Below are 14,645 nucleotides of genomic sequence, written 5' to 3'. Positions count from 1 at the left end.
CAACGAAACAACGAAGAGGTTAACAGAGCGCGAAACGGGTTAACAGCCCCTTCGACTCATTTTGTTAGAGCTTTTTAGTCAGCCTCGTTTCTGAACAAGACAGGGAACCTCTGGACATGCCCCCCCGAAATTCCGACACGCTTGCCGCGCGCGCGCGGCTCCGGGACACGTTTCGCAATGCCCGCTTGCCAGTGATGGCCGCACCAATGTTCTTGGTGTCTGGTACTGATCTGGTTGTCGCTAGCGTGCAAGCTGGCATTGTGGGGACCTACGCCGCGCCAAATGCACGTGATATCGAGGCGCTGGATGTAGCGCTGGGCAGCATCGTCGAACAGGTCGAAGCTCATAAGCACACGCGGGGGTCCGAGTACGCGGTGGTGCCATGGGCACTCAACATGATCGTGCACAGCAGCTACGACCGATTCGATGCCGAAATGACGCTCGTCGAGCGGTATCGGCCTGGCATCGTCACCACCGCATTGGGCAGTCCGCGCCGCGTTCTCGATCGGGTGCACGGCTATGGTGGGTTGGTCATGGCTGACGTGATTTCGCCTGCACTGGCACGCAAGGCGATCGAGGCTGGCGTTGACGGGCTGGTGCTCGTCACCAGTGGGGCCGGTGGTCATACTGGCCAATACCATCCATTCGCCTTTTTGGCCGAAGTCCGGCGTTTCTGGGATGGACCGGTCGGACTGGCCGGTGCCATTTCGAGCGGTGAGCACATTCGCGCAGCCCAATTGCTCGGTGCCGATTTCGTCGTGGTTGGGACCCGCCTGATAGCCACTCGCGAGAGCATGGCGAGCCCTGCCTATCGCGATTTGGTGGTGTCTAGTCACATGGAGGATTTGGTGCTCTCTAGTGCCGTCTCCGGCGTATCTGCCAACTGGCTCAAGCCCACCCTCGATGCCGCAGGTCTTACCGCCGAGCAGGTAAAGATGGAAAAGAAGATCGATTTTTCCGGCGATATCGCTACAGCCCCCAAGGCCTGGAAGGACGTCTGGTCAGCCGGCCACGGCGTTGGCGTTGTGCAGGCAGTGACGTCGGTGGCTGACGTGGTGGCCGAACTGGAGAGCGGCTATGCCGCCTGTCTGCGCGCTGAGGCGCAGGAATTAGCGGAACTGCAACGCCGCTGCGCAGCGCAGCCGGTTCTGGCGCGGGCCTGAACGCATTTTCGGATGTTAAGGCGTCCACGCCCCTTTATACGCACAATTCAAGCGGAGACATAGCATGACGCAAACTTCCATTCAGCATGCTGCCGAAGCAATTTACGAGGCGCGCCGTGCGCGCTCCACGCTCCCGCGTATCTCCGAAAGCCACGGTATCTCAGGTCTCGAGACCGCTTACGAGGTTGCGGCTGTCAATACTCGGCGCGCTTTGGCTGAAGGGCGGCGCATCAGTGGCAAAAAGATCGGACTGACGTCGGTCGCAGTGCAGCAGCAATTGGGCGTAAATCAGCCGGATTTCGGTGTGCTGTTCACTGACATGGAATTTGTTAGTGGTGAAGAGGTGCCGGTCGGAACACTTATCCAGCCGAAGACCGAGGGCGAGATCGCGTTTGTCATAGGGCGGGATCTCGATGGCGAATTGACGTGGGGCCGCTTTCTGCTGGCCATCGAGTATGCATTGCCCGCCATCGAGATTGTCGACAGTGTCATCGAGGATTGGCGTATCACGCTAGTCGATACCGTGGCCGACAACGCCTCGTGTGGACTCTATGTTCTGGGCACCGATCCCAAGCGCATCACCGATCTCGACCTTGCCACCTGTGCCATGGGATTCGAGCGCAACGGCGAGCCGGCGTCGCAGGGCAACGGCGCAGCATGCTTGGGACATCCATTGAACGCGGCGTGGTGGCTCGCCCAGACCATGCTGCGCGTGGGCGAACCGCTGCGTGCCGGCGACGTAGTGCTGTCGGGCGCATTGGGACCGATGTTTCCGCTCGTTCAAGGAGATGCCTTGTGCTTGCGAGTGGACGGGCTGGGCGAAGTGCGCTGCACGACCGTCTAGGCGGTGGCTGACGAAGCGTGTGCCTAAGATGCGGTTGGATTTCAAACGGAAATGCCATCGGTCAAGCGTGGCAGAGGAGACTGCAATGCAAGCGAAGCGAAGGACGGCCCCGACGATTGCAGGTGCGACGACTCTGGAGGGTGCCCACGAGAGCATCGCATTTTATTATCAGGATAGCTCGTTTTGTGGACCGGGTGCGCGTGTGTTGATCAATTGCGAGTGTGGCGCGTGGAGACCGGTGCGATGAGCTCGACGATGAATCTCGCTGGGTCCAGGAAATCGGTGCATCCAGTCGCTGCCGTGCCGTCGGTTGGAGTGTCACTCGCCCGGCCAAGTATTGAGCGGGTTGACCATGCCGACGGCAGCTTTGTATTGCGGGCGACCGAGCAGCTTCAACCATACGATCGCTGCATCGGCGATTGGCTGGAATACTGGGCGCACGAGGACGGAAACCGGACCTTTCTCTCCGAGCGTGCCGGTGCCGGCTGGCGTTCGCTCAGCTATGCTGACACGCTGGAAGCGGTGCGCTCTGTCGCACAAGCGCTGCTAAACCTCGGTGTGGAATCGGATAGACCGGTGGTAGCCCTATCCGACAACAGTATCAATCTTGCGATTCTATCGCTGGCTGCCATGCACGTAGGGCGCCGCATTTCGGTGGTGTCATCGGCCTATTCGCGGATGGCGAGCAACCACACCAAGTTGCATGCGATTCTCGATCGCATCCAGCCGGGCCTGCTGTATGCCGAAGATGCCAGTCAGTACAGTGCTGCCATCGCCGCTTGGCAGCCACGCTGTCCAGTGGTGTACGCGGAGGGCGCGGAGCTGTCCGGTGCGCTTTCGTTCTCCAGCCTTTTGTCAGCCCGTCCGGGCCCGCAAGTCGATGCAGCGTTTCTCGCAGTCACTGGCGACACAGTAGCGCGGCTGTTACTGACCTCCGGTTCTACCGGAATGCCCAAGCTGGTCCCCAACACCCACGCAATGCTTTGCGCCAACCAGCAGATGATTGCGCAGTGCTGGCACTTCATCGACATGGCGCAGCCCGTAGTGTTGGACTGGCTGCCATGGAGCCACACCTTTGGTGCCAACCACAACTTCAATCTCATCCTGCGCAATGGAGGAACGCTATACATTGATAGGGGACGTCCGGCGCCCGGCGCCATCGAGAGCACGATTCGAGCGCTGCGAGAGATCCGCCCGACACTGTTTTTTAACGTGCCGCGCGGATACGACATGGTCCTTCCCCACCTCGAGGAGGACGATGTCCTGGCGGCCGCACTATTCGATCGGCTCGACATGCTGCTTTGCGCAGGCGCGGCGCTACCGCAGTTGACCGCGGAGCGTTTGCGAGCGGTGGCATCGAGGGTGCGCGCCGCGCCACTGTTTCTCACCACCGAATGGGGTTCAACTGAGACCTCACCGGTAATTACTAGCGCCCACTTCCATACCACGAACACCCGCAATATCGGTGTGCCGGTTCCTGGCGTTGAATTGAAGTTCGTGCCTTGCCAAGACAAGTACGAATTGCGTGTGCGTGGTCCTTCAGTGTTTCCCGGGTACCAGGACGATGCGGCCAGGACTCGCGAGGCGTTCGATGACGAAGGCTTCTACAGCATGGGCGATGCGGGCAAGCTGGCCGATCCTGATGACCCGAACAGCGGTGTCATCTTCGACGGCCGCGTGTCGGAAGATTTCAAGCTGACCACCGGTACGTGGGTATCGGTTGGCACGCTGCGCATCAATGCCGTATCGGTTATGTCGCCCTATGCGCAGGACGTGGTGGTAACTGGACACGATCGCGACGAAGTCGGCCTACTGATTTTTCCAACGCCCGAGCTGCGAGCGTTGGCCAACGATACCGAAAGCGGCATGAGCGGCAAGCTGCTGGGCCAGGATCCTGCGGTCCGCGCGGTGCTTGCCGAGGCGTTGTCGCTACTGGGCAGGGGCGCCGGGAGTTCGCAGCGAGCTGCAGCCGCGGTGCTCCTATCCGAGCCACCTTCAATTGAGCGCGGTGAAATCACTGATAAGGGATACGTCAACCAGCGTGCTGTTCTGACGCTTCGCGCCGACGATGTGGAACGGTTGTACTCGGGTTGTCCTTCAGTGATCCGACCATCATGAGGCCGATACGCTGCGCAATATCTTCGATTTTTCGAATTCTGAACTACGGGAGTACGTCATGACAGGCAAACTTAAAGCCGCAATCATCGGCTCGGGCAACATCGGCACCGACCTGATGATCAAAATTCTGCGTCACGGCAGGCACATCGAAATGGGGGCGATGGTGGGCATCGACCCGGCCTCGGATGGTCTGGCGCGCGCCGCACGCATGGGCGTGGCAACGACGCACGAAGGTGCGGAAGGTCTGACACGGCTGCCCGTGTTTGCCGACATCGATATAGTATTCGATGCCACCAGTGCTAGCGCACACGTCAAGAACGACGCTTTCCTGCGGAGCATCAAGCCCGGCATCCGCATGGTCGACCTGACCCCGGCTGCCATCGGTCCGTACTGCATCCCAGTGGTAAATGGCGACGCGCATCTCGATGCATCCAACGTCAACATGGTCACCTGCGGCGGTCAGGCCACCATTCCAATGGTCGCGGCTGTCGCGCGTGTGGCCAAAGTACATTACGGCGAGATCATCGCCAGCATCTCCAGCAAGAGCGCAGGCCCGGGCACCCGCGCCAATATCGACGAGTTCACCGAAACCACCTCCAAGGCGATTGAAGTCGTCGGCGGTGCTACAAAGGGAAAGGCCATCATTGTCCTGAACCCGGCCGAGCCGCCGCTGATTATGCGTGACACGGTCTACACCCTGAGCGACTTTGCTGACGAGCAGACCATCGCCGATTCCGTCGCGCGCATGGTTGCAGATGTGCAGGCATATGTGCCGGGCTACCGTCTTAAGCAGCACGTGCAGTTCGATCGCATCGAGCAGCCTATCCGCATCCCGGGGGTGGCAGACCGCATCACGGGCTTGAAGACCTCGATCTTCCTGGAGGTCGAAGGCGCCGCGCACTACCTGCCTGCCTATGCTGGCAACCTGGACATCATGACCAGCGCCGCATTGCATACCGCCGAACACATGGCGGCCCGCATGCTGCCTATCGTCGCCGCGTAAGGGAAAGAGGAAACCGACATGAGCACCAAGAAGATTTATATCTCGGACGTGACGCTGCGCGATGGCAGCCACGCAATCCGCCATCAGTACAGTGTCGATCAAGCCAAGCAGATCGCCCGAGCGCTGGACGAAGCCAAGGTGGACTCCATCGAAGTCGCCCATGGTGACGGACTGCAAGGTGGCAGCTTCAACTACGGCTTCGGTGCTCATACCGACCTGGAATGGATCGAGGCCGTCGCCAGCGTTGTGAAGCATGCCAAGATTGCCACACTGCTGTTGCCCGGCATCGGCACTGTGCACGACCTGAAAGCGGCATACGAGGCCGGCGCCCGCGTGGTGCGCGTCGCTACACATTGCACCGAGGCCGATATCTCCCGTCAGCACATTGAATACGCGCGCCATCTTGGTATGGAAGCCGTGGGCTTTCTCATGATGAGCCACATGCAGACACCGCAGGGCCTCGCACAACAGGCCAAGCTGATGGAAAGCTACGGCGCCACGTGCTGCTATGTGGTGGACTCGGGCGGCGCTCTAAGCATGAACGATGTGCGTGAGCGCTTCCGCGCCTTCAAGGACACGCTCAAACCGGAGACCGAGACGGGCATTCACGCCCACCACAACTTGAGCCTGGGCGTCGCCAACTCGATCGTGGCGGTGGAAGAGGGCTGCGATCGCGTTGACGCCAGTCTGGCGGGCATGGGTGCGGGCGCAGGCAACGCGCCTCTGGAGGTGTTCATCGCTGCTGCCGAGCGCATGGGCTGGTACCACGGTACAGACCTTTACACCCTGATGGATGCGGCGGACGATATCGTCCGCCCACTGCAGGACCGCCCGGTGCGCGTGGACCGCGAGACTCTGGCTTTGGGGTATGCCGGCGTCTATTCCAGTTTTCTGCGCCATTCGGAAGCGGCCGCGAGGAAGTATAGCCTGAAGACAGTCGACATCCTCGTCGAATTGGGCAAACGCCGTATGGTGGGAGGCCAGGAGGACATGATTGTGGACGTCGCTCTCGACATCCTCAAGACGCGCCAACAAGTGGGTGGCTGACATCATGACAGACGCAACGCTGGCCGCAGCCCACGATTCCATTGCGAATGGTCTCCATCGCGTGACCTTCCTGCCGGGCGGTGCGACCGTTGACTGCGCGCCAGGCAAAGCTGTACTTGAGAGCGCCATAGCGGCGGGTTTTTTTCCGAAGCACAGTTGCCGGCGCGGTGAGTGCAACGCTTGCGCCGCGCGTATCGTCAGCGGTGCCGTGAACTATCCGGATGGGTTTGTTCCGGGGAACATCGCTACCGGCCAATGCTTGACCTGCATGGCTATGCCAATTGGCGACCTAGTGCTCGAATCGCCGGAAGTCGCTACGGAGCCGGGCCGGCGCATCGTTCAGGCCGGGGCGCGCGTGCAATCGGTTGAGCATGTCAGCCACGATGTCGCGATAGTTCGGCTGCAGGTGCAGTCTGGCACGGAATTCAGCTTTGTACCGGGGCAGTATGTCGATGTGCTTCTGCGCGATGGCACGCGTCGCAGCTACTCGATGGCCAATGCGCCTGACGACACCGGCCTCATCGAATGGCATGTCCGCGCGATTCCCGACGGTCGATTTTCCAACCACGTGTATCAGTCGCTCAAGCCGCGCGATCTAGTCCGCATTGAAGGACCTTTCGGCGCTTTTGCATTGTCCCAATCGAACCGTCCGGTGGTACTGCTGGCCTCTGGTACCGGCTATGCGCCGATCGCCGCATTCATCAAGGCGCATGGCGTCGAGTTGGCAGCGAGGGGAGCCGCGTTGTACTGGGGGGGGCGCCGGCGCGAGGATCTATATGCGTTCGAAGAGGCCGAGCAATGGGCGCAGAACGATGCGCGCGTGCGCTTCGTACCGGTGCTTTCCGACCCCGAGGTTGGATGGTGGGGGCGGACTGGCTTTGTTCACGAAGCTGTGGCTGCCGATGTGCCGGATTTATCCGGCCATGAAGTCTATGCTTGCGGCAACCCGCTGATGGTCGATGCCGCGCGCAGCGCTTTCACACAAGCGAACAGGCTGCCCGTGACGAGTTTTTTCAGTGATGCATTCGTTAGTCGTATTGAGCGGGTGCAAACCGAATAGCACTTCAAACGCTGACATGCCAAGTATGCGGCACTGACGCATCCGATGCACCCTGCATCTGCGGCATCCCGCTAGACTCACAATCGCCACATACGGCAGATGAGGATGGCGGCCGCTCCATTCACTTTCACCTTCAGGAAACTGCATGACTGCCGACTACGCCGTTTATGCCGACGTGGCCGTAATTACCATTGACAACCCACCCGTCAACGCGCTGGGCTTGGCGACTCGTTGCGCAATCATTGCTGGCATTGAACGGGCTCTGATGGACGTCACAGTGAGTGCTGTAGTCCTCACCGGGGCAGGTCGTGCTTTCAGCGGTGGTGCTGACATCCACGAGTTTGACTCTGCCAATGCTTTCGCCGATCCGAACTTGCGATCCGTCATCCGGGAGCTGGAGAGGTCCGAGAAGCCGATAGTTGCCGCGGTCAACGGATCGGCTCTAGGCGGCGGGTTGGAAATCGCGCTGGGCTGTCACTATCGAGTTGTGGCGCCAGGCACCAAGCTCGGCCTGCCGGAAGTCAAGCTCGGATTGGTGCCGGGTGCCGGCGGAACACAGCTGCTGCCGCGCGCGATCGGTGTGGAGCAGGCGCTCAATTTGATCTCCAGTGGTGAGTCCGCCGCGTGTGAGGTGCTGGCTGGGCTGGACGGCCAACGATTGATCGACAAGGTCGCGACTTCTTGCGATACGTTGCTCGAGGAGGCGTTGGCGTTTGCGCGCGATGTTGCTGGCGTCCGCCCGCTCCCCCTGTTGCGCGATCTTTCGTGTCACCATCCGAAGGGCGACGCGTACTTTCAGTTTGCCCGTAACATGCTCAAGTCCACGACGCGCCACTTCCCGGCGGCGTTGCGGTGTGTCGACGCCGTCGAAGCGGCGACGACGCAGCGGTTTGACGCGGGACTGGCCCACGAGCTTGAGATCTTCCTGCAGTTGCTGTCGTCACAGCCGTCGCGGGCGCTGCGCCATGCTTTTGTTGCCGAACGGGCCGCAGCGAAGATCGCCGACGTACCCGAGGATACTCCTCGCCGCGAGATCGCCCTCGTGGCGGTGATTGGCGCCGGCACGATGGGGAGCGGCATTGCGTTGAACTTCATCGATGCCGGCCTGCCCGTGATCCTATTTGATGCGAACCGTGAAGCGCTCGACCGCGGCGTTGCGACGCTTCGTCGTCACTACGACGCACAGGTGAAGAAGGGCAGGCTCATGCCAACGCAGGCGGACGAGCGCATGCAGCGGTTGCGTACGGCGTTGTCCTACAACGAAATCCGCGACGCCGATCTTGTGATCGAAGCGGTGTTCGAGAACCTCGATGTCAAGCGGCAGGTCTTCGAACAACTGGATCAGGCTGTGAAGCCCGGGGCCATTCTCGCGAGCAATACCTCGACGCTGGATCTGAACCGCATCGCCTCCTTCACGCAGCGTCCACAGGATGTTGTCGGTCTGCACTTCTTCAGTCCGGCTAACGTAATGCGCTTGCTCGAGGTGGTGCGCGGGGAAAGGACGGCTGACGACGTGCTGGCCACCTCGATGGCCTTGGCAAAGAAGATCCGCAAGACAGCCGTGGTTTCCGGCGTTTGTGACGGCTTCATCGGCAATCGCATGCTCGAACCATACCTGCGGCAAGCTGGGTTGCTGCTGGATCAAGGTGTATCGCCGCAGCGCGTGGACAAGGCGATTGAAGCGTTCGGATTCGCCATGGGGCCGTTCAGGATGTCCGACATGGCCGGCAACGACGTTGGTTACGCGATTCGCCAGCGGCGCAAAGCTGATGGCCACGATGAGCAATACAGCACTGCACCTGACCGGCTGCATGCTCTCGGGCGCCACGGTCAGAAGACAGGCGGTGGTTGGTACGACTACCCTGTGGGCACGCGCGACGCGATGCCGTCGCCGGTGGTCGAGCAGATGCTGCGGGAGCACCGCGAGTCTCTCGGCGTGCAGTTAAACAGAATCTCCGACACGGAAATTGTCGAACGCCTGGTTCTCGCGCTCGTCAATGAGGGCGCGCGAATTCTAGAGGATGGTATCGCTGCGCGGGCCGGCGACATCGATCTCGTGTACCTCACGGGCTACGGCTTCCCGCTTTACCGTGGTGGTCCGATGTTCCATGCCAGCGAGGTCGGCCTTGCCGATGTTGTACGAGCGATGAAGCGGATTCAGCGTCGCAACCCGACTGATGCACGCTTCTGGGAACCAGCATCCCTTCTCGTTCGACTCGCCGACGAAGGCAAGTCTCTCCGCTGAACGCCAGCGTGTAACTAGGGCCAAGAACCATGACAAATGCACTGATTATTTCCACCGCACGCACGCCTCTCGCCAAGAGCTGGAAGGGCGCCTTCAACATGACGCACGGGGCCACATTGGGCGGCCACGTGGTCAAGCATGCAGTTGACCGTGCCTGCGTCGCGGCCGATGCCATCGACGACGTAATAATGGGGTGCGCTTTCCCAGAAGGGGCGACTGGGATGAATATTGCTCGCCAGATTGCCCTGATGGCCGATCTACCGACCGGCGTGTCGGGCTTGACGGTCAACCGCTTCTGCTCGTCTGGACTTCAGGCTATTGCGCTTGCAGCGCAGCGTATTGTGGCGAATGAAGGCGACGTCTACGTCGCCGGCGGCGTGGAGAGCATTTCCTGTGTGCAAAATGAATCGAACCACCACATGCTCTCCGACCCGGATCTCGAGCGGAAGGCGCCGGCGATCTACTGGCCGATGTTGCAAACCGCAGAGCGGATTGCCCAGAGATACGGGATCGGGCGAGAAGCGATGGACGAGTATGGCGCGGCTAGTCAGCAGAAGGCCTGCGCGGCCCGCGCGGAAGGGAAGTTCGCCGACGAGATTGCACCCATCACAGTCACCATGGGGATAGCGGATCGCGCCCGGGGCTTGGTAACCCGCGAAGTGGAGGTCTCGCAGGATGAAGGAATGCGAGAGGGCACTACGAAGGAGAACTTGGCCGGATTGCGCTCGGCTTTGCCTGGGGGGGGCGTTACTGCAGGTAACGCCAGTCAATTTTCCGACGGCGCAGGCGCTTGCGTCGTGGTGAGCGAGCGTTACGCGAGCCGCCACGACTTGACGCCCCTCGGTCGATTCCTCGGATTCGCAGTCGCTGGCTGCGAACCCGATGAGATGGGGATCGGCCCCGTGTTTGCGGTGCCGAAGGTGCTCCGACGCCTTGGCCTTGGTATCGAGGACATCGACCTGTGGGAGCTGAACGAGGCGTTTGCAGTACAGGTGATCCACTGTAGAGACCGTCTCGGCATTTCAAATGACCGACTGAACGTAAATGGCGGCGCGATTGCGGTCGGCCATCCTTACGGCGTTTCGGGTCAACGTCTGGTTGGCCACGCCTTAATCGAGGGAAAGCGGCGCGGCGCGAAGAGGGTGGTTACCACTATGTGCATCGGCGGCGGGATGGGGGCGGCCGCCGTTCTTGAAGTTCTTTGATGCCTGTCTGAGACTGTTTGTGCATCTGAACCACCGCATTCAGATGACTGCCGTAATTTTTTGACGCATGGGAATTCCAGTCGCTATGTCTCGAAATACGGGCATCTTCCGATGGCTGCCCAGATGCTCAGCTTGCAAAATCAGATGTCTGCATTCGGTATGATCTAAAGGAATGGACTTCGAGAAACTGGATCCGCATCTGGTCCTAAAGACAACGCCTCCGCGTATAAGCGAGGCGTTGATTTCACGAGGACGTCTTGGCCTGCGCCATTTTGGGGGGGCAAACAAGTCCGCAATTTGCGTTCAAGCACCTGCGGGCTTTGGAAAGACGTCCTTGTTGATGCAATGGCGTCGGGATGCTCAAGCGGCGGGCGAATTTGTCGTATGGTTTACGGCTGATGAATGCGACGACGCTATGCGCTTTGCCCGGGCCATTGGCTACGTACTCACGCGAGCAACTACCCAGAAATGCGTGGATCCGATGCTCTTGCGTTGGCTTCGCGACCAAGAGTCGGGCGTGGTAGCGCTCACGGGTGTGCTCGCGCAGATTGCCGACCTTCCTTTCGCCGTTGTACTCATGGTCGATAACGTCGAACGCGCTCGGGGAGATCGGATGCATGATGCGCTTGCTTACCTGATTCGCAATGCGCCGGCCAATCTGCAGGTTATCGTTTCCATTCGCGCCGGTGCGCCCCTGGATGTCCCGGAGATTGCCGACCCTAACATGGTTGCTCGCTTGGCGAGCGATGATCTCGCTTTCACTTATGACGAAACAATCGCCGCGATTGGCAAGCACTTGGGAGACGAAATTGGTGTGGAGGCTGCGGGGCGTTTGCACGAGTGGACGGATGGGTGGCCGCTCGGTCTCCAGTTGGTCATTGCGACGTTAAGAAAGAGCCACGATATCAGTGCCGCGATCCGTGGAATATCGGCAACTGCCGGTGATGTACAGCGTTATTTCGTCGAAAACTTGATCGACCGGCTTGCGCCGGATGCATACGATTTTTTGATGCGAGTTGCCATCTTCGACACTATTCACCCGGACCTTTGTTCGTCAGTATTTCCTCAGTGCGATGTGCCCGATCTGCTTGCACGTCTGGAGCGAGACACGCCAGTCTTCATGCGAGCGGAAGGTGCCCCGTGGATGCGGATGCATGGCCTTGCACGTGACTTTCTTTTGACACGCTTCCGCTTGCTTTCTCGGGAGGAGCAGCGTGGAATCTCTGAACGCGCATGCGAATGGTTGCGTGAGCATGGGCTGTATGAGGAGGCAGCCCGCCACGCCTTGTTAGCGGAACATGAAGAGGTCGCCTATGAACTTGCTGAAAAGACGCTTTACCAAACTGGTTTCAGAGGGAACATATCTGAGGTTCTCAAATGGGTGGACAGACTTCCGTCGAGTGAACTTCGGCGGCGTCCGGCGTTGTGGACCGCTGCTGCGTGGTCGCTCGCGTTGACAAATAGGAGCGATGAGGCCGAGAGAATCATTAACTACATCATCTCCGATTGCGGTGACAATGCACGTGAAAAGTTTGAGGCGGCACTGATTTCTGCCGTTGCTGCCAGCTTCGATGATCAACCAGAGCGCTTCCTTCGATCTGTCAATCAGTCGATTATTCAAGCTCCGCCGGAGTTGGATGAGAAGACTTGGCGCATCTACAAAAATGTGTTGGGGTTTCTCAGTTTTCAGCAAGGAGATCTGCGAAAAGCTCGGCACTTCTGGATCCAGGCCGCGCAAGCGAGACCAACGGATTCAGCCGATTATTCCAGCGGCTTTGCTGATTTTGGTATCGGTCTGTCGTATCTCCGGGAGGGCAAGTTCCGCACGGTCGAGCAGTATTTACGGCCGGCTCTGACGCGATGTGAGCAGGATATGGGGCGGCGTAGCCCGGTATGCTGCATGATGGCAACAGTACTTGCCGCTGCGCTTTGGGAAATGGGTGGGACGGCGGAGCCGCTGGCTATTCTGTCTTATCGGCTCGACGTACTCGAAAGAACCGGAGTGCCAGAGGCAGTCATGCTTGGCTATCTGACCCTGGCACGACTTGCAAAGCACGAGGGACCGGAATCCCATGCCTTCGAATATCTCGATGCATTGGAGGATCTAGGCGAAGCGCGCCGTATGCCGAGACTGAAGATTGCATCCATTTGCGAACAGATCAGACTGCACGCAAGAGCTGGTCGACCAGAAACCGCTGAGCGCCTGTGCACAAAGCTGGATGGGATCTGCCGCGGACCCGATGTGGTGAATCGCTCGGCGATCGAGCCTTGGGTGGCCATTCACGCCGCACGTGCCTTGGCAGACCAGGCGCTTGCCGTTTGTGATTGGACGACGGCATTGAGACATTTGGATATAAGTGCCCGTCTTGCCGATGAGATGAATCTTGGACGCGACGGCGTTGAAATTCGACTCCTGCGGGCCGTCGCCTTGCAGCACAGTACCAACAGCGATGTATCGAACCTGTTCAAAGAGTCGGCTAGCCTTGCGCGAGCCAGCGGCATGATACGCACGTTACTCGAAACCCACCCCGACATAATGGAACGTATGAAAGAGGTGACCCACTGTTCTGACTTCGAGTTGGATAAGCTGCTTCCCACTCGAACCGTTGGAGATCTACGAGCGCTGAGCGAAACGCACGATACGACCAAACACGATGGCGTTTATGCCAACGCCCTATTGACCCCGAAAGAACGTGAAATTCTGAGCTTGATCGCGACAAACATGTCGAATAAGCAAATTGCAGTTGTGCTTGATATCAGTGCTGGTACAGTGAAGTGGCACGTTAAGAACATTTTCGCTAAGCTCGACGCCGGAACACGCGGCCATGCCGTCAAGCGGGGCCGTCTCCTTGGGATCTTAGATGCAACTGCGAGCACCGCGAGTTCCGTTGCCTGACAGCCCTTCATTAAGTTCGTCTGCCTCCCCGATCTCCATCGGATAGCGCGCGATGATGGCGGCGGTTGTGCCGCCGACGCCTCCTCGCAGTTCCACTTCACTCCACATCTCTCCCATGCCCTCCTGTGTCCCCTCCCTCCGTGGGAGGGGCGGCTTTAGCCATCGGCGGAATAGAGTGTCTTTACGATTTACGTGAGCGCGCAAAGCGCCGGATGAATCGGCCGTGAATCTTGCTCTCTGCAAGCACGGAAAAGCTGACAAATACATGGAGACGACGATGATGCGGTGGAACTATGTCCGGGTGGTCCGGCTGGGGGCTTCAATCTTTATTGCAGCGGCCGGAAGCGGTGCTCACGCCCAGAGCGCGGGGACTAACACAGTCAGCGTTGGATGGGTTCATAGTGCGCCCCAGACCGGCAGCGATCCACTGCGCATCATCAGTATTGGCGGAGTCGCTACGGATACGCCGGTACCCGGTTCTGGGGCGGGGGCACGCAGCGCAGATACGATGGGATTCACTGTCGAACACTACTTCACAGATCACATCGGAGTCTCGATATTGGGCGGGTGGCCTGGGCGAACTGAGTTAGAGGGCCGTGGATCCCTCAATAGTTATGGTTTGCTTGGAGATGCGCGGACATGGGCACCCGAACTCGTGCTTCGCTATCACTTCGGCGAGCCCCAAACCCGATTTCGCCCTTTCGTCGGGCTTGGCGTGAATTACACGTGGTTTTCCAACGCCCGCGTAACCAATGGCACGTTCGTACAGAACAGCTTTGGGCCTGGCGGGTCTGCGGCGGTGTCTGCCTCCAGTTCGTGGAACCCGGTCTTTCAGGCTGGATTGGATTATCGAATCAACTCGCACTGGTCGGCAGGCTTGATGCTCGCATACGTACCGCTTGATACCAATGTCACGCTAACCGGGCGCACCGCCTCCGGTATGGAAGTAGTGAGCAAAACCAAGGTGCGGCTCCGTCCCGTGATGACCTTCCTCAACGTTTCGTACACGTTCTAGCTCGCAGCCGAAAAATTTGCGCGACTCAAATGACGAACGTGTGCTTGAA

10 protein-coding genes are annotated in these 14,645 nt (G+C 59.5%); all 10 read left to right on the top strand.

Annotated elements, in window-relative coordinates; genetic code table 11:
* Window positions 1–116 precede the first annotated feature (116 nt).
* The 10 genes from DIE21_RS35240 (at window position 117) to DIE21_RS35195 (ending at window position 14,596) form a co-directional block, all read left to right on the top strand.
* Window positions 117–1,163, top strand: coding sequence for a nitronate monooxygenase family protein (locus DIE21_RS35240; protein ID WP_124501963.1), 1,047 nt, complete (start codon window positions 117–119; stop codon window positions 1,161–1,163).
* Window positions 1,164–1,227: 64 nt separating this feature from the next.
* Window positions 1,228–2,007, top strand: a complete 780-nt coding sequence (locus DIE21_RS35235; protein ID WP_124501962.1) for a 2-keto-4-pentenoate hydratase — start codon at window positions 1,228–1,230, stop codon at window positions 2,005–2,007.
* A 243-nt stretch (window positions 2,008–2,250) separates the two neighbouring features.
* Window positions 2,251–4,125: a feruloyl-CoA synthase gene (locus DIE21_RS35230; RefSeq protein WP_260432597.1), complete on the top strand. Its 1,875-nt coding sequence runs from the start codon at window positions 2,251–2,253 to the stop codon at window positions 4,123–4,125.
* Between the two features lie 58 nt (window positions 4,126–4,183).
* Entirely contained in the window at window positions 4,184–5,128 is a 945-nt protein-coding gene (locus tag DIE21_RS35225; RefSeq protein WP_124501961.1) for an acetaldehyde dehydrogenase (acetylating), read from the top strand.
* 18 nt (window positions 5,129–5,146) lie between these two features.
* Entirely contained in the window at window positions 5,147–6,175 is a 1,029-nt protein-coding gene (gene dmpG, locus DIE21_RS35220; RefSeq protein ID WP_124501960.1) for a 4-hydroxy-2-oxovalerate aldolase, read from the top strand.
* Window positions 6,176–6,179: 4 nt separating this feature from the next.
* A complete protein-coding gene (locus tag DIE21_RS35215) occupies window positions 6,180–7,235 on the top strand; it encodes an FAD-binding oxidoreductase (protein ID WP_124501959.1) in 1,056 nt (351 codons plus the stop codon).
* A 145-nt stretch (window positions 7,236–7,380) separates the two neighbouring features.
* On the top strand, window positions 7,381–9,480 hold the full coding sequence (locus DIE21_RS35210; protein ID WP_124501958.1) for a 3-hydroxyacyl-CoA dehydrogenase NAD-binding domain-containing protein: 2,100 nt from the start codon (window positions 7,381–7,383) through the stop codon (window positions 9,478–9,480).
* Window positions 9,481–9,509: 29 nt separating this feature from the next.
* The gene (locus DIE21_RS35205) at window positions 9,510–10,685 is read left to right on the top strand and encodes an acetyl-CoA C-acyltransferase (protein ID WP_124501957.1); all 1,176 of its coding nucleotides are present in this window, start codon (window positions 9,510–9,512) and stop codon (window positions 10,683–10,685) included.
* A gap of 172 nt (window positions 10,686–10,857) precedes the next feature.
* Window positions 10,858–13,581, top strand: coding sequence for a LuxR C-terminal-related transcriptional regulator (locus DIE21_RS35200; protein ID WP_124501956.1), 2,724 nt, complete (start codon window positions 10,858–10,860; stop codon window positions 13,579–13,581).
* A gap of 223 nt (window positions 13,582–13,804) precedes the next feature.
* Window positions 13,805–14,596: an OmpW family protein gene (locus tag DIE21_RS35195; protein WP_260432596.1), complete on the top strand. Its 792-nt coding sequence runs from the start codon at window positions 13,805–13,807 to the stop codon at window positions 14,594–14,596.
* The last annotated feature ends 49 nt before the right edge of the window (window positions 14,597–14,645 follow it).

This window comes from Burkholderia sp. Bp9140 (assembly GCF_003853425.1).
Taxonomy (GTDB): domain Bacteria; phylum Pseudomonadota; class Gammaproteobacteria; order Burkholderiales; family Burkholderiaceae; genus Burkholderia.
Note: the sequence above shows the minus strand (reverse complement) of the source record. Positions and strands in the feature narration are given on the sequence as shown.